The following is a 24,061-nucleotide window of genomic DNA, read 5'->3' as shown; positions in this document are numbered from 1 at the left end:
GCCATGCCCCGATACAGGCTAAGCCGGGGTCAATCCTTTCCCTAGCGGCAGTGACACATGACCCTACCCGCGACGACACGTTCGTCGCTCGACCTGATCGGCGACACGCCGATGGTCGAGGTGACGCACATCGATACCGGTGTTTGCCGGCTGTTCCTCAAGCTTGAGAACCAGAACCCGGGCGGTTCGATCAAGGATCGCATCGCCCGTTCGATGATCGAGGCGGCCGAGGCCGACGGCCGGCTCAAGCCGGGCGGGACCATCATCGAGGCCACCGCCGGCAATACGGGCCTGGGGCTGGCCCAGGTCGCGACGGTCAAGGGCTACAAGCTGATCCTGGTGGTGCCCGACAAGATGGCGCGGGAGAAGATCCTGCACCTGCGGGCCATGGGCGTGGATGTGCGCATCACCCGCTCCGACGTCGGCAAGGGGCACCCGGAATACTACCAGGACATGGCCCAGACGATCGCCCAGTCGACGGGCGGCTTTTTCGTCAACCAGTTCGAGAACCCGGCCAACCCGCTGGCCCACGAAACCACGACCGGCCCCGAGATCCTGAGCCAGATGGGCGGGGATCTGGACGCGGTGGTCGTCGGTGTGGGGTCGGGCGGCACGCTCACCGGTCTCGGCCGCTACTTCAGGAAGCACTCGCCCAAGACGAAGATGATCCTCGCCGACCCGGTCGGCTCGATCCTCTATGACTACGTCAACACCGGAACCTATGGCGAGGCGGGCAGCTGGATCGTCGAGGGTATCGGCGAGGACTTCATCCCCGACAACGCGCAGATGGATCTGGTGTCGAAGGCCTACGCCATCTCGGATCGCGAAAGCGTCGAGAGCGCGCGCCTGCTGCTGGAGAAGGAGGGCATCCTCGCCGGCTCCTCGTCCGGCACCCTGTTCGCCACGGCCCTGCGCTACTGCCGCGAACAGACCACCCCGCAACGCGTCGTCAGCCTGGTCTGCGACACCGGCGGCAAGTACCTGACCAAGATGTTCAACGACATGTGGGTCGCCGCGCACGGCTTCGAGGATCGTCCCAAGCACGGCGACCTGCGCGACCTGATCGCGCGCGACTTCTCCGAGGGCGGCGTCATCGCGACGGGTCCCGACGACAGCCTGCTGACGGCCTACAACCGCATGCGGGCGGCCGACATCAGCCAGTTGCCCGTGGTCGACCACGGCAAGCTGGTCGGCATCCTCGACGAGAGTGACATCCTGTCCGCCGTCGGCGGTCGCGAGGGCAGGGCCGACCGCTTCGGCGCCAAGGTCGCCGCCGCCATGACCCGCGAGGTCAACACCCTGCAGGTTCACCAGTCGCTGGACGAGCTCAAGCCGCTGTTCGACCGCGACGAGGTCGCCGTGGTTATGGATGGCGACAAACTCGTGGGCCTGATCACCCGCGTGGATCTCATCAACCACCTTCGGCGGACGGCTTGAATGACCACTGACGGCAAGAATCGCCTCGCTTTCGCCACCCGCACCATTCACGGCGGCCAGGCCCATGACCCGACCACTGGCGCGGTCATGGTTCCCATCTACGCGACCTCGACCTACGCCCAGGAAAGCCCGGGCGTGCACAAGGGGTTCGAGTATGCGCGCAGCCACAACCCCACCCGCTTCGCCTTTGAGCGCTGCGTGGCGGATCTGGAGAGCGGTGTGGCGGCTTTCGCCTTCGCTTCCGGGCTGGCGGCGGCATCGACGACGCTGGAGCTGCTCGACAGCGGCGCCCACGTCATCGCCTCGGACGACCTCTACGGCGGTAGCTATCGGCTGTTCCAGCGCGTTCGGACGCGCTCGGCCGGCCTGACATTCACCTTCGTCGACATGACCGATCCGGCGGCGATCGAGGCGGCCATCCGGCCCGAGACGAAGATGGTCTGGGTCGAAACCCCGACCAATCCGACCCTGCGGCTGGTGGATCTCGCCGCCGTCGCGGCCATCGCCAAACGCCACGACCTGATCAGCGTCGCCGACAACACCTTCGCCAGCCCTTACGTGCAGCGGCCGCTGGAGCACGGCTTCGATCTGGTGCTGCATTCGACCACCAAATATCTCAACGGCCACTCGGACATGGTCGGGGGCGTGGTGGCGGTCGGCGAGAACAGCGCCGTCCACGAGCAGATGAAGTTCCTGCAGAACGCCGTCGGCGCGATCTCCGGGCCGTTCGACAGCTTCCTCGCTCTGCGCGGCCTCAAGACCCTGGCCCTGCGGATGGAGCGCCACTGCCAGAGCGCCCTGCGGATCGCGCAGTGGCTGGAGGCGCGCGACGATGTCACGCGGGTGATCTACCCGGGCCTCGAAAGCCATCCGCAGCATGCGCTGGCCAGGCGTCAGATGAACGGCTTCGGCGGGATCATCTCGGTGGATATCGCCGGCGATCTGGACCGCGCCCGGCGGGTGCTGGAGCGGACGCAGCTGTTCACCCTGGCCGAGTCGCTCGGCGGGGTCGAAAGCCTGATCGAGCATCCGGCGATCATGACCCACGCCTCGATCCCGCCCGAGCAACGGGCGGCGATCGGCATCAGCGACACCCTGATCAGGCTTTCAGTCGGGATCGAAGACTGCGACGACCTGCTTTCGGACCTTTCGCAGGCTCTGGCGGGCTGACCGGCGCGTCAGGCAGGGGCGGCAGGTCTTCGGGCCTGCCGGCGCCCAGCAGCTTGGCGGCCAGCAGCAGGTCGGCCTGAACCGTCCCGTGGTCCTGCCGTTTCGTCCAGGCCTGGACCTCGACCTCGACCCAGGATTCGCCCAGGGCCGCGACGGTGGTGGATGGAGCGGGCGCCTGAAGCACCAGCGGATTGGCCACGGCCCGCGCCTGGATCCCGGTCATGATGGCCTGCAGGTCGGCCGCGGACAGCACCCGGAAGGTCACGTCGACGCGGCGGCTCTCATGGTGGCTGTGGTTGACGATGACGTCGCCGAACACCTTGTTGTTGGGAATGACGATCTTCAGGTTGTCGGCCGTGGCCAGTTCGGTGATCACCAGATCGAGCGCCCGCACCGTGCCCTTCTTGCCGCCGGTCTCGATGATGTCGCCCACCCGATACGGGCGGAACAGCAGGATCATCACCCCGGCCGCCACGTTCGAAAGCGCGCCCTGCAGGGCGAGGCCGACGGCCAGCGAGGCGGCGCCGAGAACCGCCACGATCGAGGTTGTCTTGACGCCCAGCTGCTGCAGTACGGCCACGAAGCCGATCACGAGGATCACATAGCGGACCAGCGAGGCGACGAAGGTCTGCAGCGTCAGGTCCGGCGCATGGCGGCCGTGGAGCCGGCCCATGGCGTTGCGGGTGATCCCTGACAGCCAGGCCGAGGCCCACAGCGTCAGGATCAGGATGACCGCCCCGACCACCAGATTCACCGCCAGGTCGCCCGCGGCGTCGGTGAACTTGTGCAGCAGGGACTCGTCCCCCAGCACCGTCTGCCGGAGCCGTCTGTCTACCTCGTCGTCGAACTGCATGGGTGCTTCCGGAGGGCTGGATTTGCGACGACACTAGCAAACGCAACAACCGGTTACAGGGTTTGTGTCGAAACCCCGCGCCCCCACCGCTATGAGCCGCCTCATGAGCATCGCTTTCATCGACCTCGCCGCGCAGCAGCGGCGCATCCGCAGCCGCCTCGACGCGGCCATCGCCCGCGTTCTCGACCACGGCGGCTACGTCATGGGTCCGGAAGTCCGCCAGTTCGAGGCCGAGCTGGCCGCCTTCGGCCAGGCGCCCCTGTCCCTGAGCTGCGCCAACGGCACCGACGCCATCGCCCTGCCGCTGATGGCCTGGGGCGTGGGCGAGGGCGACGCGGTCTTCTGTCCGTCCTTCACCTTTACGGCGACGCCGGAAGTCGTGCCGTGGGTCGGGGCGACGCCGGTGTTCGTGGATGTCCTGCCCGACACCTTCAACCTCGATCCGGTGAAGCTGGAGGCCGCCATCGCCGGCGTTCAGGCCGAGGGGAAGCTGAAGCCCGCCGTGGTCATCGCCGTCGACCTGTTCGGCCAGCCGGCCGACTATCCGACCCTGCGCGCGATCTGTGACCGCCACGGCCTGAAGCTGATCAGCGACTCGGCGCAGGGCTTCGGCTGCACCCTGAACGGCCACCACCCGATTCACTGGGCGGACGTCACCACCACCAGCTTCTTCCCGGCCAAGCCGCTCGGTTGCTACGGCGACGGCGGGGCGGTGCTGTGCAAGGACCAGGCGCTCTGGGACCTGATGGACAGCTTCCGGGTGCACGGCAAGGCGGTCGCCCAGGACCTGAACGGCCGGGTGTTCGAGCACGAGTCCAAATACCTCAACGCCCGCGTCGGCATGAACTCGCGGCTGGATTCCATCCAGGCGGCGATCCTGATCGAGAAGCTGGCGATCTTCCCCGAAGAAATCACGATGCGGCAGGCCGTGGCCGACCGCTACGCGGACGGCCTGAAGGGCTCGGTCCTGTCGACGCCGGCCGTCATCGACGGCGGCCAGTCGGTCTGGGCGCAGTACGTCATCGAGCACGAGAACCGCGACGGCCTCGCCGCCCACCTCAAGACCCAGGGTGTTCCGACGGCGGTCTACTATCCCGTGCCGATGCACGTGCAGGAGCCCTACGCCCACTTCCCGCAAGGCGCCGGCGGCCTGGCGGTCACCGAGGCCCTGGCCGAAAAGGTCCTGGCCCTGCCGATGCACCCCTACATGGACGAGGCGGTGCAGCAGCAGATCATCGACGCCGTGAAGGGCTTCAACGGCTAGCCCAGCATCCGCTCCAGCGTCGCCAGTTCGTCCGCCTCGCGCGCTGGCTTGTCCCAGCGGATGCGGCTGATGCGCGGGAAACGCATGGCGACGCCGCTCTTGTGGCGGGTCGAGCGCTGCAGCCCCTCGAACGCGACTTCGAGCACCAGGCCGAAGTCGGCGTTGGCCGTTACCGACCGGACCGGCCCGAACCGGTCGATGGTGTTGTCCCGCACGAACTTGTCGAGTTGTTTCAGCTCCTCGTCGGTAAAGCCGAAATAGGCCTTGCCGACCGGGGTCAGCGCCCGGTCGCCGGCGGCATCCTCGCGCCAGACCCCGAAGGTGAAGTCGGAATAGAAGCTCGACCGCTTGCCGTGTCCGCGCTGGGCGTACATCAGCACCGCGTCGATCAGGTGCGGATCGCGCTTCCACTTGAACCACGGCCCCTTCGGGCGACCGGCTTCATAGGCGCTGTCCCGCCGCTTGAGCATCAGGCCCTCGGCGATGCGCGGATCCCCCGCCGGCGGATCGGCGCGCAGGGCGGCCAGCTCATCCCAGCTTTCGAACGGTTGCAGCGGCGACAGGTCGATCCGCGGGCTGTTGGCCGCTGAAATGAAGGATTCCAGCCGGATTCGCCTTTCCGCGAACGGAAGGCTGCGCAGGTCTTCCTCGCCGTCGAGCAGCAGGTCGTAGGCCCGGATGGCGGCCGGATGGGCGGCCAGCAGCTTCGCATCCACCGTCTTGCGGTTCAGCCGCTGCTGCAGATCGCCGAACGGCGCGACCTCGCCCTCGCGCATGACCAGCAGCTCGCCGTCGAGCGCCCCCTCGAACGTCAGAGCGGCCAGCACATCCGGGAAGGCATGGCTGATGTCGTCACCGGTGCGGGTGTAGAGCCGCGCCTCGCCGCGCTCGCGCACGGCCTGAATGCGGATGCCGTCCCACTTCCATTCGGCGACATAGTCGGCGGCGTTCAGTCGCGCGAAGTCGACGGCCTCGTCGATCGGCTGGGCCAGCATAACCGGCCGGAAGCGGCCGGGGGTGTCGGCGCTGGGCCGCTCCGATCGACCTTCCAGCCAGGCGAACAGGTCCGCGTAGGGCGGCGTCAGGCCGTGCCAGACCTCCTCGATGTCGGCGACCGTCACCCCGCCCAGATCGGCGCAGGCCTGCCGCGCCAGACGGGCCGATACCCCGACACGCAGGCCGCCCGTCAGAAGCTTGAGCAGCGCCCAGCGGCCGTCGGGCTCCAGCGCGTCCAGCCATCGCTCGATCAGCGGCTGGACCTCCGCCCGCGTCGCGGTGCGCAAGGCCTCGACCACCTCCGACAGTTCCGGCTCGCGGTTCGCGCCCGGCTCGGCCGGCCAGACGAGCGCGACGGTTTCGGCGAGGTCGCCGACATAGTCGTAGGACCAGCCGAACAGCACCGGATCCATCCGCGCCTCGACCGCCTTGCGGATCGCGCCCGGCTTGGCCGCCGAGAAGACCAGCGTCCCGGTCAGCGCCGCCAGCGCCCAGCCCCGATCCGGATCGGGCGTCTCCGCCAGGAAGTCGCGCACCAGCCGCAGCTTCGCATTGCGCGACGCGGTGAAGGCGAGACGGTCAAGAAGGCGGGCGAAGGCGCGCATAGGACGTCAACATAGACGGCCCGCTTCGGTTGCCGAGAGGCTCAGCGCTCCGCCAGCTCGCCGAGGATGGTGATCTTCTGCCAGATCTTGCGGCCGAGGTCGGTGCAGAGGGTTTCCACGTCGCTGGCGGCGGCGATCACAACGTGGTCGTGGCTCTCTCCGGCGTAGAGGGCCGACAGCTTGCCGGTCAGGGCCAGCATCTCGGCGCAGTATTCCAGATAACGGGTCAGCTCGAACCGCGTCATCCGCCGCTCTGGCGAGGAGGGCGTCGTGCCACCTCCGCCCAGCAGGATGGTCGGGTCCTTGGTCAGCTGGTGCATGTCGACGACGTGCGCGAACGACCGCAGCTCATGCAGGGCGGTCTGGGTCCGCGCGCGCTTCCAGCGCTCCTCCAGCGTCAGCAGGAACCACAGTCCCGCGGCGACCAGGAGGATCAGGTTGACCGTCGACTCCAGGGTCTCGGTCAGGGCCAGATCATTGGTCCGCCCCGCGATGCCCGCCCAGTCGACGTCCTTGAACAGCAGGACCAGCAGCGCCAGGCCGCCTGTCGTGAGCAGCAGCACCAGAGCGCGCAGGCCGACATAGGGCCGTGAGAGACCCCGTGCCCGGCGGGCGGTGTCCTTAGCGGTCGCCAGCAACTGGGTCGCCGCGCCGGTCAGGCCGGAGTCCGGAAACCGCTCCCGGACCCGGTCGACGAGCCGGTTGACCGTGACGACGATCTCATCGGCATTGAGGGTGCGATAGTCGTTTCGCGGTTTTCGGCTCATCCGCCATCTCCTCGCGGCCGACCCGATTGAGGACGCGAACCGTGGCGCTGTCCAGTCCCGGTGTTGCCGACGACGCGCCGCCGGGCTCAGGCCTCGTCTTCTTCCTCGTAGCCGACGAGGGCGAGGGCCCGCGCGGCCTGGCCACGCAACGCGCACCAGCGCAGGAGGGCTTCCTCCCGGCCGTGGGTGATCCAGACCTCGCCGGGTGAAAGCTCCTCGAGGGTCGTCGTCAGCTCGTCCCAGTCGGCATGGTCGGAAATCACCAGCGGCAGTTCGACGCCGCGCTGCCGCGCCCGGGCCCGCACCCGCATCCAGCCGGAACAGAAGGCGCTGACCGGGTCGGCGAAGCGCCGGCTCCAGCGGTCGGCGAGCGCGGAGGGCGGGCATACGATGATCTCGCCCGCCAGACCGCTGGTCGTGTCGGTGGCCGAGGCGAGCGGGCCAAGGTCCACGCCATGACGGGCGTAGAGAGCATTCAGTCCCTCCATCGCGCCGTGGACATGGATGGTGCGGTCGTGGCCGGCTTCACGCATCAGCGCGATGATCCTCTGCGCCTTGCCGAGCGCGTAGGCGCCGACCAGATGGGCCCGGTCCGGGAACTGCGCGAGCGACTTCAGCAGTCGCGCGACCTCGTCCGCGGCGTCCGGGTGGCGAAACACGGGCAGGCCGAACGTCGCCTCGGTGACGAACACGTCGCAGGGGACCGGCTCGAACGCGGGGCAGGTCGGGTCGCGCCGCCGTTTGTAGTCGCCCGACACGACGATGGTCATGCCCTTCCAGCGCACCACCACCTGTGCCGAGCCCAGCACATGGCCCGCCGGAACCAGGGTGATCTCCACGCCGTCGCGCGCGATGGTTTCGCCGTAGGCCAGCGGCCGCGAGGCGGCGGCGAACGCGTCGCCATAGCGCACGGACATGATGTCCAGCGTCTGCCGCGTGGCCGCCACGTGGTCGTGACCGGCCCGGGCATGGTCGGCGTGGCCATGGGTGATGACCGCCCGCGGCACGGGCCGGACAGGGTCGATGTAGAAGTCGCCCGGCGGGCAATAGAGGCCGGCGGGCGTGGGGTGCAGCAGGGCTTCGGGCTTCAGCATCTGGATATGGGAACGCGCGACGTCTAAACCCGACGCATGAGTGATCATCTCGACGTCATGCGCAACTTCGTCCAGGCCATGAACCAGGGCAGCCCGCACGCCATCGCCCTGAAGATGGAGACCATCTCGCTCGACGCCGACGGCGCGACCTTGCGGGTGCCCTATGACGAGAAGCTGATCGGCGACCCGGATACGGGCGTAATCGCCGGCGGCGTGGTCACGGCCCTGCTCGACCACGCCTGCGGCCAGGCGGTTCATACGGGGCTGACCGAGTTCAAGACCATCGCCACCCTCGACCTGCGCATCGACTACATGCGCCCGGCCGAGCCGGGGAAGGACATCTTCGCCAAGGCCCACTGCTTCAAGGTCACCCGCTCGGTCGCCTTCGTCCGGGCCGTGGCCTACGACGTCGACCCGTCCGATCCGGTGGCGGCGGCCCAGGCGGCCTTCATGCTGGACTCCAGCGGCGGCCGGGGCTTCGGGGCCAATCTCAAGGACGGGAAGTCGAAATGAGCGATCCCGCCGAAACCGTCGACGCCATGCTGGCGCGGATTCCCTACGCCCGGTTCCTGGGTCTGAGGATCGAACTGGCCGGCGACGAGATGACCGCCATCCTGCCCTTCGGCCAGCATCTGATCGGCAATCCGACCCTGCCGGCGATCCATGGCGGGGTGCTGGGCGCCTTCATGGAAATGACCGCCCTCGCCCAACTGCTGGTCAAGGAAGGCCAGGCGCGCCAGCCGCGGGTGATCGACGTGTCGATCGAATACCTGCGCTCGGGCCGGCCGCTGACGACCTATGCCCGCGCCGAGATCAAGAAGGTCGGCCGGCGCATCGCCAACGTCCACGTCGAGGCCTGGCAGGACCAGCGCGCCGCGCCGATCGCCGCCCTGCGCGGACACTTCCTCGTGACGCCGACCGAGAAGACCTAGGGCGTAGGGAATAGGGCGTAGGGAGTAGTCGAGCGGTGTCGCGGCGAAGGCAGCGCTTCACTAGCCCCTAGCCCCTAATCCATGGCCCCTCTTGCTACTCCCTACTCCCTACTCCCTGCCTGCTGCCCCGCTCCCGATATTACATCCAAGTAACCACCTTACAATCCGGTCATAAGCTTAAATCGAAGTCATGACCCATACTTAACGGGTGTTGCGACGAACACTTGCCTATACCCCTGATCACCGGACGCGGACTTCCCGCGGCCACAATGATCCAAGGGGATTTAAACATGTCGACCCAGTCCGTTCACAAGTTCAGCATGCTCGCCAGCCTGGCCCTCGCCGTTCTGCCGCTGATCATCATTCTCGCCGCCGCCACCTCGGGCGTCGTCAACGTCGCTAGCCTGTGATCCGCGCCGCGCAACCCCGCCGGGCCTGACGTCCTCCCCCGAGGTCGGCCCGGCGGAGTCCCGCGGACCCACACTGCGAAACCAGAGTTGAATGCCAAAGGCCTTCCGGATCGGGAGGCCCTTTTGCTATGCGTGGCCATGCATTCGCCCGCCGCCGTGATCTTCGACTGTGACGGAGTCCTGGTGGACTCCGAGATCCTCGCCATCGAGGTCGAGATCGTCCTGCTGGCGGACTGCGGCCTGATCTATCCGCCCGACGAGTATCGCCACCGGTTCCTCGGCCTGAACGACGCGGCCTTCCGCGAGGCGCTCGAGCAGGACTGCCTGGCGCGGACAGGCCGTCCGCTTCCCGAAGACTTCCTGCACCGCGCGCACGGCCAGCGCTGGGACGCCTGCCAGACACGACTTGTCGAGGTTACGGGCTGCGGCGTCGCCGTGGCGGCGCTGGGCCTGCCCAGGGCCGTGGCCAGCTCATCCGGCGCCGCCTTCCTGCGTGAGAAGCTGCGGCTGACCGGACTGCTCGACGCGTTCGACCCCCACGTCTATTCGGCGGACCTGGTGGCTCGCGCCAAGCCGCACCCTGATATCTTCTTGCATGCCGCCGCCGCGTTGGGCGTCGCGCCGGATCGCTGCCTGGCCATCGAGGACAGCGTCAACGGCGTCCGTTCCGCCCGAGCGGCCGGCATCTCTGTCTGGGGCTTCGCCGGTGGCGGCCACATGGATGCGACCGCGTCCGCGCGCCTGGTTGAAGCGGGGGCGGAGCGGGTGGTGGCGGACTGGGATGAAGCGGCGAGCCTGTTTTCAGCCTTCAGCGAATTTCGCTGAGCCCCCGAATCTGCCGGCCGTCGCCGTCGAAGTTCTCCGGCGCCAGCCACGCCTCGAACCTTGCGCCGATCGGCGGCCATTCGCTGTCGAGGATCGAATAGATCCGCGTGTCCCAGTTGTGGCCCTTCAGCCAGTAGGTCTGGCGCATCGTGCCTTCGTAGGTGAAGCCGTAGCGTTCCGCCGCGCGCATCGAGGCGGGATTGTCCGGTCCGCAGCGCCACTCCAGCCGGCGATAACCGCCCGTCTCCAGGACATACTGCGCCAGCCGGTAGACCGCCTCGGTGCCGCCGACCGTGCGGCTCAGGCCGGGACCGTAGACCAGCCCGATCTCGGCCGTGCCCATGTCCGGCTTGACCTGCAGCAGGAAGAACAGCCCCGCCGCGACCCGCCCGCCGCCCGCCTTGTCGATGATCGCATAGGCGCGCTGGTCGCCGCGACCGATCCGGTCCGACAGCCAGTTGAGGAAGTCATTCTGCGTCGCAAAAGGTCCTGACGGGATCCCGCCCCACAGCTCATCGCGCGCGCCGATGGCGTCCCACAGGTCCTGCCCGTGCGACAGCAGGTCGGCCAGTTCCAGATCGACCGTGCGACCGGTGATCGTCTCGTCGTCGAGGGGCGGGCGGGGCAGGTCAGGCGCAGTTTGCATGGCGACCAGCCTAGTGCGAGGCGAAGGCGGTTCGCAATCGCCGCGGTGCGCTCTTCCAAAGCCCGGGCGACCTTCTAGGATCGCGGTCGGCGCAACCGGAGAAGCCACATGTTCCGTTCCCTGGCCGCACGCGTGCTTGTGGCCCTGATTCTGGGTCTGGCGGCGGGCGCCGCCTGCAACGCCCTGGGCAACGCCTCCCTGACCGCCGCGGCGGGCGGGGTCGAGGCTATCGGCGGGCTATGGCTCAATCTGCTGCGGATGACCATCGTGCCGCTCGTGTTCTGCCTGCTGGTCACCGGCATCGCCTCGGTGGCCGATGCGGCCGCCACTGGCAAGCTCGCCGCCCGCGCCATCGGGATGTTCTCGATCCTGCTGGTGGTCGCCGCCGTCTACAGCACCCTGGCGACCCAGGGTTTGCTGGCGCTCTGGCCGGTCAATCCCGCCGGCGCCGCGGCCCTGCGCGCGGGCGCCGGCGGCGCGGACCTCGCCAGCGTTGTCGCGCCGGGTCTCGCCGACTGGCTGAAGTCAATCGCCCCGTCCAACCCGATCAAGGCCGCCGCCGAGGACGCCATCCTGCCGCTGGTTGTGTTCGGCGTGTTCTTCGGCTTCGCCGCCACGCGGCTCGAGGCGACCCGCAAGGCCTCGCTGCTGTCGGTCTTCGGCGCGGTGGCCGACACCATGATCATCATCGTCCGCTGGGTGCTGTGGGCGGCGCCTGTCGGCGTCTTCGCCCTGTCGCTGGGCGTGGGCCTGCGAGCCGGGCTGGGCGCGGCGGGCGCGCTTCTGCAGTACGTCGCGGTGGTCTCGCTGGTGACCGCCGGGATCGCCGTCGTCCCCTACATCCTGGTCGCCCTGCGCCGGACCGTGCCGCTGGCGGACTTCGCCCGGGCGGCCATGCCGGTCCAGGTGCTGGCCTTCAGCACCCAGTCATCGCTGGCCTGCCTGCCGGCGATGCTCGAGCGGGCGCAGGATGACCTGCGCATCCCGCCGCGGGTCAGCGGCCTGGTGCTGCCGCTCGCCGTGGCGGTGTTCCGCCTGACGAGCCCGGTGGCCAATCTGGCGGTCTGCTACTTCATCGCCCACATCTACGGCATCCAGCCCGGTCTGCCGCAGATGCTGGCCGCCGTCGCCGTGGCCTTCGCCATCAGCGTCGGGTCGGTGGGCCTGCCCGGCCAGATCTCGTTCTTCGCCAGTGTCGCGCCGATCTGCATCGCGCTCGGTCTGCCGATCGATCTGCTGCCGATCCTGCTGGCGGTCGAGGTCGTGCCGGACATCTTCCGCACCATCGGCAACGTCACCGGCGACCTTGGAGTCACCGCCGCGCTGCACCGTCCGGGAGACGAGGTCGAAATCGCCGATCCCGCCTCGGCGCCGGCCTAGGCGCGGCGACTAGACCAGCTGGCCGTAGAGCAGCACGCCGCCGGCCACGAGCAGCACGCCGAAGGTCAGCATGGCGCCCAGCGCCCGGCCGATCAGGACGTTGGTCCACAGGCCGAAGGCGTGCAGCAGCCGCGCGGCGGCCAGGGTCGCGGCCAGGCCGCAGACCATCGCCTGCGAACCGCCGTTCATCTCGACCAGGCCGATGGCGATGATCGCCAGCGGCACATACTCGATGTAGTTGGCCTGGGCGCGGATCTTCCGGTTGAAGGCCTCATCGCCGCCGTCGCCGGCGCTCAGTTTGGTGGCGCGCCGCCGCAGGGCGACCGGCAGGCTCAGCATGACCAGAAAGATGGCGGCGAAGCCGGCCAGCGCGGACGTAATCGGCAGATCCATGTCGTGGTCCCTCCCCAGGTTCTTGCGACATGGCGAGACTGAACCGTTGCCGAAGAAAATGCACGTTCCTTGACCGCGCGCCCATTGTCCCTACAAACCGGCCCCATGTTTGAAGGCCTTTCCCATACCGCCCGCGACGCCAAGGCTTGGCCGTTCGAGCAGGCGCGCAACCTGCTGGCGCGCGTGCTGCGCGTGCGGCTCGATGACGCCGAGCGCGACCTCGCCTCCGTCCTGATCAATTCCGGCAAGGCCGACGAGGCGTTCAAGACCTTCGAAGCCCTGCAGCGCCCGGTGGTGCTGGAGACCGGCTACGGCCCGTCCGGCCTGCCGCACATGGGCACCTTCGGCGAGGTGGCCCGCACAACCATGGTGCGGATGGCCTTCCGCGCCCTGACCGACGACGCCCTGCCGACGCGCCTGATCAGCTTCAGCGACGACATGGACGGCCTGCGCAAGATCCCGCCGAACGTGCCGAACGGCGAGGTCATGGTGCCGGACCTGGACAAGCCGCTGACCGTGGTCCGCGACCCGTACGGCGAGTACGAGAGCTTCGGCCACCACAACAACGCCCGCCTGCGCGCCTTCCTCGACGGCTTCGGCTTCGAGTACGAGTTCGTCTCCTCGACCGACTGCTATCGCGGCGGTCGGTTCGACGCGACGCTGTTGACGGCCCTGGCCCGGTTCGACGCGATCCAGAAGATCATGCTGCCGTCGCTCGGCGAGGAGCGCCGCGCGACCTATTCGCCGTTCCTGCCGATCAGCCCGAAGACCGGCAAGGTGCTGCAGGCGCCGACTCTGGAGCGCCACGTCGACCGCGGCACGATCGTGTTCCGCGACGAGGACGGCGAACTGACCGAGGTTCCGGTCACCGGCGGCGGCGTGAAGATGCAGTGGCGGCCCGACTGGGCCATGCGCTGGGTCGCGCTGGGCGTCGACTATGAGATGAGCGGCAAGGACCTCGTCGACAGCGTCCGGCTGTCCAATCAGGTCTGCAAGGTGCTCGGCGGCGTTCCGCCCGAGGGGTTCAACTACGAACTCTTCATGGACGAGCACAACCACAAGATCTCCAAGACCAAGGGCAACGGCCTGACCATGGAGGAGTGGCTGCGCTACGGCGCGCCCGAGAGCCTCGCCTACTACATGTTCCAGTCGCCCAAGTCGGCGAAGAAGCTCTATTTCGACGTCATCCCCAAGGCGACGGACGAGTACCTTCAGCAGCTGGACGCGTTCAACCGCAAGCGGGAGGAGGGCGCCAACGCGGTCGACCTCAACAACCCCGCCTGGCACGTGCACATGGGCAAGCCGCCCGAAAGCGGCTCGCCGGTCAGCTTCTCGCTGATGCTGAATCTCGTCTCGGCCGGCAACGCCTCCGACCGCGAGGTCCTGTGGGGCTTCCTGACCCGCTACATCCCGGGCGCGACGCCGGAAACGCAGCCGCTGCTCGACCGCCTCGTCGGCTATGCGATGAACTACTACGAGGACTTCGTCGCTCCGACGAAATCCTTCCGTGCGGCCACCGATCAGGAGCGGGCGGCGATGCAGGACCTGCTGGCCCGGTTCCGCGCCCTGCCGTCCGGCTGCCAGGACGCCGAGCAGATCCAGTTCGAGGTCTACGAGGCCGGCAAGGCGCACGGCTTCGATCCGCTGCGCCTGTGGTTCCAGGGGCTCTACGAGGTGCTGCTGGGCCAGACCCAGGGCCCTCGGTTCGGCTCGTTCGCGGCCATCTTCGGCCTCGACAAGACCATCCAACTGATCGAGGACGGCCTCGCCGGAAAGCTTCTGGCCGCCTGAACAGAACCTGACAGGCCCGCCCCGATCCCGTTCAGACGCGGCGGGGCAATCTCCTCCTCACAGACGGGCGACGCCCGCTGAGTTTCGAGGAGACCTGTTATGACCAAGACCCTGAACGCCAAGATCACCACGGCTGCCCTGGCCCTGTCCGTCGCCGCCGCCATGGGCGCCGCGCCGGTGGCCGCCCACGCCGCGTCGAACGGCGTGACTGACTGCGCCGCCAGCGGCCAGAAGCAGGAAAAAGGCGCCATCATCGGCGCGCTGGTCGGCGGCCTGATCGGTTCGAAAGTTTCCAGCAACGAGCGCGGGCTCGGCACGGCGGTCGGCGCGGTCGCCGGCGCGGCCGCCGGCTCCTACATCGGTTGCAGCGCCCAGACGAAGGAAGCCTACGCGGCTGGAACCTACCAGTCGGGCGGCCGCACCCTGGCCGGCTATGTCCAGCCCGCCCGCTTCGAGCGCGCCGGCGGCCAGTTCGCGGCGACCACGCGGGTGAACCTGCGCGCCGCCCCGACCACGGGCGCCCGTTCGGTCGGCATGCTGCAGCCGGGTGAACGCTTCCAGGCCATGGCCACGACCCACGGCGGTCGCTGGGTTCTGGTCGGCCGCAACGGGGTCGGCATCGGCTATGTCGCCCGCGCCTACGTCATGCCCACGGGCTACCAGCGCACGGCCTACGGCTACTAGAGCCCGCGGACGTCCGACAATCGGGGCCGGTTCCTTCGGGAGCCGGCCCTTCGGCGTTACTGGCTGGCCCAGAGGATGCGGGCGATCCAGGCGACGTCCTTCCGTTCGAGGGTCCGGCCGGGATAGTCCGGATTGAGCGATTTCAGCTCGATCGCGCGCGCCGAGATGCGGGCGACTTCCTTGGCCAGGACCTCGCCCGCGACCGTCTTGACCACCACCCGGTCGCCGCGCCGCGGCTCGGAGCCGGCGGGGTCGACGACGATGCGGTCGCCCTCGCGATAAACCGGCGCCATGGAGTCGCCGCTGATCTCCAGCGCATAGACCCCTTCGCGGGCGAGGCCGGGAAAGTCGATCTCGTCCCAGCCCTGGCCAACGGGGAAACCGGCGTCATCGAAAAAGCCGTCGTCGCCGGCCTGGGCGAAGCCGATCAGCGGCACGCCGCGCACGGTCGCGGGACTGCTTCCCTCGGCCAGGGCCGCGAACTCGGCGAAGGAGACGCCCGTCGCCTCGAGCACCTTCGACAGGCTCTCGGTCGACGGCCACCGCGGACGTGCTTCCGCGTCGCTGGACACCCGCTTGGACCGGTTGAAGCTGGTCGGGTCCAGCCCGGCCAGCTTCGCCAGCGCCGAGGCGGTCATGTCGAACCGCGAGGCCAGAAGGTCGATCGCATGCCAGATCTGGGAATGGGATGGGCGCATGGGTAAGGAAAATAATCCTTCGAATAGGAAAGTAAATCTATTTTCGCGGCCACTTCGGCGGAGCCCAGGCGCCGATGGCGAAGGCGCCGATCACGGCGAAGCGCAGGCTCGCCAGCAGGACCAGATGCTGGTCCGCATCCAGATCCGGGCGGACCCAGGGCGCGATATCTCCGGTCACGACCAGCAACTGCAGGCCGCTGGCATAGACCGGCCAGGGTCTGGGCGACCGCCAGACCAGCCCGATCAGCGCGAACAGCACGGTCGCATCGATCACCAGCATCCAGACGCCGGGCGCTGCTTCGCCCGAGATCCAGCCCGCCGCCAGCCAGACCAGCCAGGCCGAGCAAAAGAGGGCCGCGCCACGGCGCTCGACAGACCCTCCGCGCAGCGCCGCGCCGACGGTCGCGACGCCGAGCAGTGCGAGAAAGGCCCAGTGGCTCATGACCCGCGAACAATGCGAGAGTAGAGAGATAAATACAATCAATAGTAATCGTCACGCAAACGCGACTGTTGACGTTGACGTAAAGGGCATATACGCCTTGGCAAAACAAAAATGGTGGCACGGGAGGAAAACATGCCAACCGAACTGCGTCGTCCTGAGCGTACTTTCACCATCCGTCAGCTCTGCACCGAGTTCAAAGCCACGCCTCGCGCGCTGCGCTTCTACGAGGACAAGGGCCTGCTGACGCCCGCCCGCGACGGGATGAACCGGGTCTATTCCTACAAGGACCGCGCCCGGCTGATCCTGATCCTGCGCGGCAAGCGCGTGGGCCTGTCCCTGCAGGAAATCCGCGAGATCCTCGAGCTCTACGGCGAGCATGACGAGGCCATGCAGCAGAACGCCCACTCCCTGAAGAAATTCAAGGAGAAGATCGTCGACCTCGAGCAACAGCGGGAAGACATCGAAGGCGCGATCAACGAACTGCGGGCCGCCTGCGACCGGATCGAAAAGCACCTGGCGGAAAAGCGCCCGGACCTGCTGCCCAAGGCCGCGGACTACGACCAGATGCTGCGCGCCCGTCTCGACGGCCACGGCGAAATGCTCGGCGCCAAATAGCCTGACGGCCTGACCAGAACCCCGATCCAACGGAGCGCCCATGGCTTATCAGCCGCCGGCTCGCGAACACGTGTTCCTCCTGCGCGATGTGCTGGAGATCGACCGATACGCCGATCTTCCGGCCTTCGCCGACGCCTCCATGGATGTCGTCGAGCAGATCATCGAGGAGGCGGCCAGGTTCACTGGCGAAGTCCTGGCCCCGCTGAATTCGGTCGGGGACAAGCAGGGCTGCCAGTGGAGTCCCGACTTCACCGTCAGGACGCCCGCGGGGTTCAAGGAAGCCTACAAGCAGCTCTGCGCCGGCGGCTGGACGGGCCTGGGCTCTGATCCGGCCTATGGCGGCCAGGGCCTGCCGCATGTCGTGAACCTGTCGTTCAGCGAGATGTCGAGCTCGGCCAACATGGCCTTCTCGATGTATCCGGGCCTGGCGCACGGAGCCTATTCGGCCATCCACACCGGCGGCAGCGACGTCCAGAAGGAGACCTATCTGCCCAAGATGGTCTCCGGCGAATGGACCGGCACCATGAACCTGACCGAGCCGCACTGCGGCACGGATCTGGGCCTGCTGCGCACCAAGGCGGTTCCCCAGGCGGACGGCAGCTATCGCATCACGGGCCAGAAGATCTGGATCAGCGCCGGCGAGCACGACATGGCGGACAACATCGTCCACCTGGTGCTGGCGCGCATCGAGGGCGCTCCGGCCGGGGTGAAGGGCATCAGCCTGTTCATCGTGCCCAAGCACCTGCCCAATCCCGACGGGTCGGTCGGTCCGCGCAACGAGGGCGTCAAATGCGTCGGCCTCGAGGAGAAGATGGGCATCCACGGCAACGCCACCTGCGTGATGCAGTACGAGGACGCCGAGGGCTATCTGATCGGCGAAGAGAACAGCGGCCTGCGCATCATGTTCGTGATGATGAACGAGGCGCGCATCGGCGTCGGCCTGCAGGGTGTCGCCCAAGGCGAGGCGGCCTATCAGGCGGCGCGCGACTTCGCCAAGGACCGGCTGCAGGGTCGCTCCCTCACCGGGCCGAAGAACCCGGACGGTCCGGCCGATCCGATCATCGTCCATCCCGACGTCCGCCGCATGCTGCTCGACAGCCGCGCGGTCATCGAGGGCGGGCGCGCCTTCCTGTTCTGGACCGCCCTGCACGGGGATCTGGCTCATGCCCACGCCGACGAGGCGGTGCGCCAGAAGGCCAACGACTACATGGGTCTGCTGACCCCGGTGCTGAAAGGCTACCTGACCGACAAGGGCTTCAAGGCCTGTGTCGACGGCATGCAGGTGCACGGCGGCAGCGGTTTCACCGAGCATTTCCCGGCCAGCCAGTACCTGCGCGATTGCCGCATCGCCCTGATCTATGAGGGCACCAACGGCGTCCAGGCCCTGGACCTCGTCGGCCGCAAGCTGGCCGCCAACGGCGGCCGGGCGGTGATGAGCTTCTTCGCCGAGATCGACGCCTTCGTTGAAGAGAACGCTGCCGATCCGAAGCTGAAGCCGTTCCTCGATGGCCTGGCCTCGTCCAAGGCGCAGCTGCAGGACGGCACCATGTGGCTGATGCAGAACGGCCTGCAGAACCCCGACAACGCCGGCGCAGCCTCGACCGACTACATGCACCTCTTCGGCATTACGGGCCTCGCCTACATGTGGGCGCTGATGGCCAAGGTCTCGCTGGCGAAGATCGCCGCGGGGAGCACTGATCCCTTCTACGCCAGCAAGGTATCCGTCGGTCAGTACTTCCTCGAACGCATCCTGCCGGACGCGGGCGCGCACCTGACCAAACTCAAGGCCGGCTCGGCCAACATGATGTCCATTCCCGCGGAGGCCTTCTGATGGGCGTTCTCAATCTCGACCGCACGCCCTCGCTCGCCGAGGAAGAACTCGTCATCTTCAACGACTCGGTCGCCCGGTTCTTCGACGAGAAGGCTCCGGAGTCGCGCGTGGCCCAATGGCGCGAGGCCGGCGTGGTCGAACGCGCCTTCTGGACCGAGTCCGCCGAGGCGGGCCTCTCCTGCCTGTCGATTCCGGAGGAATACGGCGGCATGGGCGGCGACTACCGCCATGAAGTGATCCTCATGGAACAGCTGGGCGCCAAGGGCGTCGACGGCTTCGGCCTGTCGCTGCACAACGCCATCGTCGCCCACTACTTCCTCAACTACGGCACCGAGGCGCAGAAGCAGCGCTGGCTGCCGAAGATGGCGACCTGCGAACTGATCAGCGCCATCGCCATGACCGAGCCCGGCGCCGGATCCGACCTCCAGGGCATCAAGACGACGGCGAAGCTGGACGGCGACTCGTACGTCATCAACGGCTCGAAGACCTTCATCACCAACGGGCAGACGGCCAACCTGATCATCGTGGTCTGCAAGACCGACCCGACCCAGGGCGCCCGCGGCACCTCGCTGCTGGTGGTCGAGACCGACAATGCGCCGGGCTTCGAGCGGGGTCGCAACCTCGACAAGCTGGGCATGGAGGCGGCCGATACGTCGGAGCTGTTCTTCAACGACGTGCGGGTGCCGGTCGCCAATCTGCTGGGCGAGGGTGAAGGCCACGGCTTCTTCCAGCTGATGGGCCAGCTGCCGCAGGAGCGGCTGAACATCGCCATCCAGGGCATCGCCACGATCGAGCGGGCGCTGGAGCTGACCATCGACTACGTCAAGCAGCGCGGCGCCTTCGGCAAGAAGGTCATCGACTTCCAGAACACCCAGTTCGTGCTGGCGGAGTGCAAGACCGAGGCGACCATCGCCCGGGTCTTCGTCGACCACTGCATCGAGCAGCACCTGAAGGGCAAGCTGGACGCCTCGACGGCCTCGATGGCGAAGTACTGGGTCACCGATCTCGAGAACAAGATCATCGACCGCTGTCTGCAGCTCTACGGCGGCTTCGGCTATATGTCGGAGTACCCGATCGCGCGGATGTACCGCGACAGCCGCGTGCAGCGGATCTACGGCGGCACCAACGAGATCATGAAGGTGCTGATCGCCCGGACGCTCTGAGGGCCTTCATTCTCGACCCGGACGGCGCCAAGCTGGAAGCCGCCTGTTTTCCGAGACCCGAATAATGGCCGGCTATACCGCAACGATCGACTGGACGCTTAAGCCCGGCGAGGACTTCGTCGCCGGGCGCTACTCGCGCGGCCACACCGTCGCCTTCGACGGCGGGATCACCATCCCGGCCTCCTCCTCGCCCAGCGTCGTGCCGTTGCCCTGGTCGGTGGCCGAGGCGGTTGATCCGGAGGAGCTGCTGGTGGCGGCCCTCAGCAACTGCCACATGCTGACCTTTCTGCACAAAGCGCGCGAGGCCGGCTGGGTGGTGACCGCCTACCGTGACGAGGCCCATGGCGTCATGCGCAAGACCGCCGAGGGCAAGATCGCCCTGACGAAGGTCACCTTGCGTCCGGATATCCGTTTCGAGGGCGCCGCGCCGACGGCGGAACAGCTCGACACCCTGCATCACGCGGCGCACGAGGACTGTTTCATCGCCAGTTCGGTGAAGACCGAGGTGGTGGTTGAGGCGCCCAAATCGGGCAGCCCCGCCCGTTAACCACCTCGAAGAGCGGCGTTCTTTCACTGAGTCTTAGGGAGAGCGGGCCCATGCTCCCCTGAAGTCGGGGGAAACAACGGCGTGACGACAACCATGGACGTAATGGACAAGTACGGCATTCTGGCCTCTTCGAGGGCCCGGCGCCGCCATGTCGCCATGCGCCTTGCAACGGCGGTCATCGTCGGCGGCGTGCTGCACTTCGCCCTCGGTTGGTGGATGACCTGGTTCTGGTCGGCCGCCTATGTCGGCACGCAGTTGCTCGAAGCCTGGGCTGCGCCCCGTCTCCTCCGCAAACCGGTTCTGACGCCTGCCGAGGCCGCCAATATCGCGGTGGCCCTGTTCTTCCCCGGATCGCTGGTGTTCGGCGGCCTCGCCGTCGCCCTCTGGATCAGCGTGCCCGGATATGGGCCGGCGCTCGGCGTCGCGGTGATCGCCAGCGCCATGATCAACCTGATCGCCCTCAGCCGCGGTTCGCGCCTGTCGTTCGCCGCGTCGGCGACCCCCTACGGTCTCTACCTGCTCGTCATGCCGATGCTCGACTACGGTCGCGTCGCCGGTCCGCTGCTGACCACCATGCTGATCGCGATCGGCCTGATAATGCTCAACATCCTGGGGGCCTGGATCAGCACCGAGGAGGCCCGCCGCGCCCAGATGCGCGCCAACGACGAGGCCGACCGGCGCCGCGTCGAGGCCGAGGCGGCCGTCGAGGCCAAGTCCGCCTATCTGGCGATGATCAGCCACGAATTGCGCACGCCGATCAGCGCCATCCTGGCCGGCGCCACTGAACTGGAACGCACCTCGCCCGGACAGGGCCGCGCCCAGGCCCGCCTGATCAAGGGCGCCGGCCAGATGATGCGCGGCCTGCTCGATGACCTGCTCGACCTGTCGAAGATCGAGGTCGGCCGGATGGAAGTCGAGAGCGTGCCCTTCCCCCTGCGGGCGGTCGTCAGCGACGCCGTGCGCATGTGGCGGCCGGAGGCGCGCGGCAAGGGCCTGCGCCTGCGCGTTGAGGGCGCCCGCAGCCTGCCGGAATGGGTCGAGGGCGACCCGACCCGCATCCGCCAGGTGCTCAACAACCTGATCTCCAACGCCCTGAAGTTCACCGCCGAGGGGTCGATCACCCTGCGTCTGTCGGCCCGACGCGCTGCCGACGGCGGCTGGGCGCTGCAGGTCGCCGTGGCCGACACCGGTCCGGGCATGACGCCCGACCAGGTTGGCCGCCTGTTCACCCCGTTTGACCAGCTCGACGCCGGTACGGCCCGCAAGCATGGCGGTTCGGGTCTTGGCCTCGCCATCAGCCGCGAGCTCGCCCGCCTGATGGGCGGCGACCTGACCGCCGCCAGCGCGCCGGGCGAAGGCGCGGTGTTCACCCTTTGCATGACCCTGGCCGCGGCAGAGGCCCCCGCAAAGGCCCAGGCGCCGGACGCGGTCGAGGCGCGGGTGCTGGTGGTCGACGACCATGCCGTGAACCGTCAGGCGATCGCGCTGGTGCTGGCTCCGCTGGGCATCGTCCCGGAAACCGCGGCTTCGGCCGAAGAAGGCCTGGAGCGGCTCGCGCACGAAGTCTTCGATATCGTCCTGATGGACGTCTACATGCCGGACATGGACGGGCGGGAGGCGACGCGCCGTCTGCGCGCGGAGGCCGGTCCCAACCAGTCCGTTCCGGTGATCGCGATCACCGCCTCGGCCACCGAACGCGACTGGGAAGCCTGTCGCGCGGCCGGCATGACCGGTCATGTCGCCAAGCCGATCGACCCGGCCCAGCTCTACGCGGCCCTCGACGCGGCGCTGTCAGGCGCCGAGGCGGCGCGACGGGCGGCCTGAGTCCTCGGGGACATGTACCAAAGGTACGTGTCCCCCAATCCAGATGCAGCGATGGCTCATTAGGGGACACGTACCTGCGGTACATGTCCCCATCAGACAAGCATCGCGGCCAACCGCTCCCGAAGTCCCGCCTCGTCCTTCATGTCGCACTCCCAGATCGTCTCGACGCGCCAGCCGGCGGCCTCGAGAGACACGCGGCTGGCCTCGTCGCGCGCCCGGTTGCGGCCGACCTTGGCCAGCCAGTAGTCGCGGTTGGCCTTCGGAACCCGCGCGCCGCGGGCGCAGTCATGGCCGTGCCAGAAGCAGCCGTGGACGAAGATCGCCACCCGCCGTCCGGCCATGACGATGTCCGGCTTGCCGGGCAGGTCCTTTCGGTGAAGGCGGTAGCGGGCGCCGAGGCCCGTGAGCAGACGGCGGACCGTCTTCTCCGGTCCGGTGTCGCGCCCCTTGACCGCCCGCATGACCGCAGAGCGCTTCGCCGGATCGAAGACGTCGGTCACGGCCGGGTGGCGTCGGGCCAGCGGCCAAGTCGGGCGGTCCCGGTCAGGATCGCCGCGCCCAGCTGACGGATGCCCGGCGCCCGCGAGAGGGGCGTGAACAGCCAGCGCCGCACGCCGGCCCAGAAGCCGCCGTGCGACTGGAACAGCGGCGTCATGGCCCAGGAGACGAACTGGTAGATCATCACATGCCGCCGCCGGTCGGCCTCATAGGCCGCCGCCGTGACCGCCACCGAGGTCGTTGTCCCGCCGAAGCGCTCGCCCAGTTCGACCGCGTCGACCAGCGCCAGGTTGGCGCCCTGGCCGAGCTGGGGGCTGGTTCCGTGCGCGGCGTCGCCGATCAGCAGCGTAGCCTCGGCATTCCAGCGGCCGACCCAGACGTCACGATAGACGGCGCGCGCCATCCCCTGCGCGTCGGGCAGGGTTTCCAGCAGCGGCGCGATCGCCGGCCAGACGGTCCGGGCCCGCGTTTTCCAGGCGTCGAAGTCGCCGCCGTAGAAGGCGTCCATGTCGGCGACCGGCAGGGACCAGAACAGGCTGACCAGACGCTCGCCGCTATCGGGTCTGCGGCCGACGGGCAGGACCCCCACCATCACTTCCGCCCGGTCGTAGATCTGGCTGAGCGCGCCGTTCCACACCCCGTCCGGATCCGGGGCGTTGGCCCAGACCGCGCCCCAGGGATAGGGCCGTGCGCGCGACCCTGGCTTCAGCGCCTGGCGCAGGCCTGACGCCGAGCCGTCGGCCACGACCGCCAGGTCGAAGGGGCCATGCGCCCGGCCCGTGTCGTCGTGAAGGACGGGGCGGCGGGTGTCCTCGACCCGGGTGATCCGGGCGCCGGTGATGACCGTGACGCCCGCCGGCGCCAGCGCCGCGTGCAGGGCGTCGAACAGGGTGGCGCGGTGGATGCCGATCCCGTGGCCGCCCCTGCGCCAGTCCGAGTAGTTGACGTCCAGCACCTTGCGGCCGGTCAGGTCCCGACCGTCGAGCCGCATGATCGGGGCGCCGGCGGCGCGGATCGCCTCGCCCAGCCCCAGCGTCGTCAGGGCCTTCAGGCCGGTGGGCTGCAGCAGCAGACCCGAGCCGAGCGGGCGTGGCGCCGTGAAGGCCTCCAGCAAGGTGACCTCATGGCCGCGCCGGGCCAGGGCCAGGGCCGCGCCCATGCCACCGACCCCGCACCCGACGACCCCGACCTTCACG

The 24,061-nt window shown here is 68.4% G+C and carries 24 protein-coding genes; 14 read left to right on the top strand and 10 right to left on the bottom strand.

Annotated features, from left to right (window positions below):
* Window positions 1-57: 57 nt before the first annotated feature.
* Both AC3WJT_RS00830 and AC3WJT_RS00825 read left to right on the top strand, forming a co-directional pair.
* Window positions 58-1,437 carry a pyridoxal-phosphate dependent enzyme gene (locus AC3WJT_RS00830; protein ID WP_492341166.1) on the top strand — a complete coding sequence of 460 codons (1,380 nt, stop codon included), beginning with the start codon at window positions 58-60 and terminating at the stop codon, window positions 1,435-1,437.
* Complete coding sequence (locus AC3WJT_RS00825) at window positions 1,438-2,607, top strand: trans-sulfuration enzyme family protein (RefSeq protein WP_492341165.1); 1,170 nt, start codon at window positions 1,438-1,440, stop codon at window positions 2,605-2,607.
* Here the strand turns inward: AC3WJT_RS00825 and AC3WJT_RS00820 are convergent.
* Window positions 2,537-3,460: a mechanosensitive ion channel family protein gene (locus AC3WJT_RS00820; RefSeq protein WP_492341164.1), complete on the bottom strand. Its 924-nt coding sequence runs from the start codon at window positions 3,458-3,460 to the stop codon at window positions 2,537-2,539. The genes AC3WJT_RS00825 and AC3WJT_RS00820 overlap by 71 nt on opposite strands.
* Before the next feature lie 103 nt (window positions 3,461-3,563).
* On the opposite strand from AC3WJT_RS00820, the gene AC3WJT_RS00815 reads away from it, so the two are divergent.
* Window positions 3,564-4,724, top strand: a complete 1,161-nt coding sequence (locus AC3WJT_RS00815; protein WP_492341163.1) for a DegT/DnrJ/EryC1/StrS family aminotransferase — start codon at window positions 3,564-3,566, stop codon at window positions 4,722-4,724.
* On the opposite strand, the gene AC3WJT_RS00810 is transcribed toward AC3WJT_RS00815, so the two are convergent.
* From AC3WJT_RS00810 to AC3WJT_RS00800, 3 genes are all read right to left on the bottom strand, one after another.
* A complete protein-coding gene (locus tag AC3WJT_RS00810; protein ID WP_492341162.1) occupies window positions 4,721-6,325 on the bottom strand; it encodes a cisplatin damage response ATP-dependent DNA ligase in 1,605 nt (534 codons plus the stop codon). The genes AC3WJT_RS00815 and AC3WJT_RS00810 overlap by 4 nt on opposite strands.
* A gap of 41 nt (window positions 6,326-6,366) precedes the next feature.
* Window positions 6,367-7,092 (bottom strand): hypothetical protein, encoded by a 726-nt coding sequence (locus AC3WJT_RS00805; RefSeq protein ID WP_492341161.1) that lies wholly within the window; start codon window positions 7,090-7,092, stop codon window positions 6,367-6,369.
* Between the two features lie 86 nt (window positions 7,093-7,178).
* Window positions 7,179-8,186: a ligase-associated DNA damage response exonuclease gene (locus AC3WJT_RS00800; protein WP_492341160.1), complete on the bottom strand. Its 1,008-nt coding sequence runs from the start codon at window positions 8,184-8,186 to the stop codon at window positions 7,179-7,181.
* Window positions 8,187-8,222: 36 nt separating this feature from the next.
* On the opposite strand from AC3WJT_RS00800, the gene AC3WJT_RS00795 reads away from it, so the two are divergent.
* The 3 genes from AC3WJT_RS00795 to AC3WJT_RS00785 all read left to right on the top strand — a co-directional run bounded on the left by AC3WJT_RS00795 (window position 8,223) and on the right by AC3WJT_RS00785 (window position 10,353).
* A complete protein-coding gene (locus AC3WJT_RS00795; protein WP_492341159.1) occupies window positions 8,223-8,699 on the top strand; it encodes a PaaI family thioesterase in 477 nt (158 codons plus the stop codon).
* Window positions 8,696-9,118: a PaaI family thioesterase gene (locus AC3WJT_RS00790; RefSeq protein ID WP_492341158.1), complete on the top strand. Its 423-nt coding sequence runs from the start codon at window positions 8,696-8,698 to the stop codon at window positions 9,116-9,118. Before AC3WJT_RS00795 ends, AC3WJT_RS00790 begins: the two co-directional genes overlap by 4 nt.
* A 548-nt stretch (window positions 9,119-9,666) precedes the next feature.
* On the top strand, window positions 9,667-10,353 hold the full coding sequence (locus AC3WJT_RS00785; protein WP_492341157.1) for an HAD family hydrolase: 687 nt from the start codon (window positions 9,667-9,669) through the stop codon (window positions 10,351-10,353).
* Here the strand turns inward: AC3WJT_RS00785 and AC3WJT_RS00780 are convergent.
* Window positions 10,337-10,999 carry a GNAT family N-acetyltransferase gene (locus AC3WJT_RS00780; protein ID WP_492341156.1) on the bottom strand — a complete coding sequence of 221 codons (663 nt, stop codon included), beginning with the start codon at window positions 10,997-10,999 and terminating at the stop codon, window positions 10,337-10,339. The two genes, AC3WJT_RS00785 and AC3WJT_RS00780, sit on opposite strands and share 17 nt — an antisense overlap.
* 108 nt (window positions 11,000-11,107) lie before the next feature.
* Between AC3WJT_RS00780 and AC3WJT_RS00775 the strand changes: the two genes are divergently transcribed.
* Window positions 11,108-12,379 carry a dicarboxylate/amino acid:cation symporter gene (locus AC3WJT_RS00775; protein ID WP_492341155.1) on the top strand — a complete coding sequence of 424 codons (1,272 nt, stop codon included), beginning with the start codon at window positions 11,108-11,110 and terminating at the stop codon, window positions 12,377-12,379.
* Between the two features lie 9 nt (window positions 12,380-12,388).
* On the opposite strand, the gene AC3WJT_RS00770 is transcribed toward AC3WJT_RS00775, so the two are convergent.
* Window positions 12,389-12,772 carry an MAPEG family protein gene (locus AC3WJT_RS00770; RefSeq protein WP_492341154.1) on the bottom strand — a complete coding sequence of 128 codons (384 nt, stop codon included), beginning with the start codon at window positions 12,770-12,772 and terminating at the stop codon, window positions 12,389-12,391.
* Between the two features lie 105 nt (window positions 12,773-12,877).
* Between AC3WJT_RS00770 and AC3WJT_RS00765 the strand changes: the two genes are divergently transcribed.
* Together AC3WJT_RS00765 and AC3WJT_RS00760 are read left to right on the top strand one after the other, a co-directional pair.
* A complete protein-coding gene (locus AC3WJT_RS00765; protein ID WP_492341153.1) occupies window positions 12,878-14,563 on the top strand; it encodes a lysine--tRNA ligase in 1,686 nt (561 codons plus the stop codon).
* A gap of 99 nt (window positions 14,564-14,662) precedes the next feature.
* On the top strand, window positions 14,663-15,247 hold the full coding sequence (locus tag AC3WJT_RS00760; RefSeq protein ID WP_492341152.1) for an SH3 domain-containing protein: 585 nt from the start codon (window positions 14,663-14,665) through the stop codon (window positions 15,245-15,247).
* A 56-nt stretch (window positions 15,248-15,303) separates the two neighbouring features.
* On the opposite strand, the gene AC3WJT_RS00755 is transcribed toward AC3WJT_RS00760, so the two are convergent.
* Both AC3WJT_RS00755 and AC3WJT_RS00750 read right to left on the bottom strand, forming a co-directional pair.
* On the bottom strand, window positions 15,304-15,945 hold the full coding sequence (locus AC3WJT_RS00755; RefSeq protein WP_492341151.1) for a S24 family peptidase: 642 nt from the start codon (window positions 15,943-15,945) through the stop codon (window positions 15,304-15,306).
* A 37-nt stretch (window positions 15,946-15,982) separates the two neighbouring features.
* Window positions 15,983-16,387, bottom strand: a complete 405-nt coding sequence (locus tag AC3WJT_RS00750; protein WP_492341150.1) for a hypothetical protein — start codon at window positions 16,385-16,387, stop codon at window positions 15,983-15,985.
* 132 nt (window positions 16,388-16,519) lie between these two features.
* Between AC3WJT_RS00750 and AC3WJT_RS00745 the strand changes: the two genes are divergently transcribed.
* The 5 genes from AC3WJT_RS00745 to AC3WJT_RS00725 all read left to right on the top strand — a co-directional run bounded on the left by AC3WJT_RS00745 (window position 16,520) and on the right by AC3WJT_RS00725 (window position 22,367).
* Window positions 16,520-17,002: a MerR family transcriptional regulator gene (locus AC3WJT_RS00745; RefSeq protein WP_492341149.1), complete on the top strand. Its 483-nt coding sequence runs from the start codon at window positions 16,520-16,522 to the stop codon at window positions 17,000-17,002.
* 40 nt (window positions 17,003-17,042) lie between these two features.
* A complete protein-coding gene (locus AC3WJT_RS00740) occupies window positions 17,043-18,833 on the top strand; it encodes an acyl-CoA dehydrogenase C-terminal domain-containing protein (protein WP_492341148.1) in 1,791 nt (596 codons plus the stop codon).
* Window positions 18,833-19,996, top strand: a complete 1,164-nt coding sequence (locus AC3WJT_RS00735) for an acyl-CoA dehydrogenase family protein (RefSeq protein ID WP_492341147.1) — start codon at window positions 18,833-18,835, stop codon at window positions 19,994-19,996. The genes AC3WJT_RS00740 and AC3WJT_RS00735 overlap by 1 nt, the downstream gene beginning before the upstream one ends.
* A 64-nt stretch (window positions 19,997-20,060) precedes the next feature.
* A complete protein-coding gene (locus AC3WJT_RS00730) occupies window positions 20,061-20,543 on the top strand; it encodes an OsmC family protein (RefSeq protein WP_492341146.1) in 483 nt (160 codons plus the stop codon).
* Between the two features lie 81 nt (window positions 20,544-20,624).
* Entirely contained in the window at window positions 20,625-22,367 is a 1,743-nt protein-coding gene (locus AC3WJT_RS00725) for an ATP-binding protein (protein WP_492341145.1), read from the top strand.
* A 92-nt stretch (window positions 22,368-22,459) separates the two neighbouring features.
* Here the strand turns inward: AC3WJT_RS00725 and AC3WJT_RS00720 are convergent, their stop codons facing one another.
* Together AC3WJT_RS00720 and AC3WJT_RS00715 are read right to left on the bottom strand one after the other, a co-directional pair.
* Window positions 22,460-22,867, bottom strand: coding sequence for a very short patch repair endonuclease (locus tag AC3WJT_RS00720; RefSeq protein WP_492341144.1), 408 nt, complete (start codon window positions 22,865-22,867; stop codon window positions 22,460-22,462).
* Window positions 22,864-24,060, bottom strand: coding sequence for an FAD-dependent oxidoreductase (locus AC3WJT_RS00715; protein ID WP_492341143.1), 1,197 nt, complete (start codon window positions 24,058-24,060; stop codon window positions 22,864-22,866). Before AC3WJT_RS00715 ends, AC3WJT_RS00720 begins: the two co-directional genes overlap by 4 nt.
* Window position 24,061 lies beyond the last annotated feature (1 nt).

The organism is Caulobacter sp. FW305-C-30-S16 (assembly GCF_058783025.1).
This window is presented reverse-complemented; position numbering and strand designations above follow the sequence as displayed.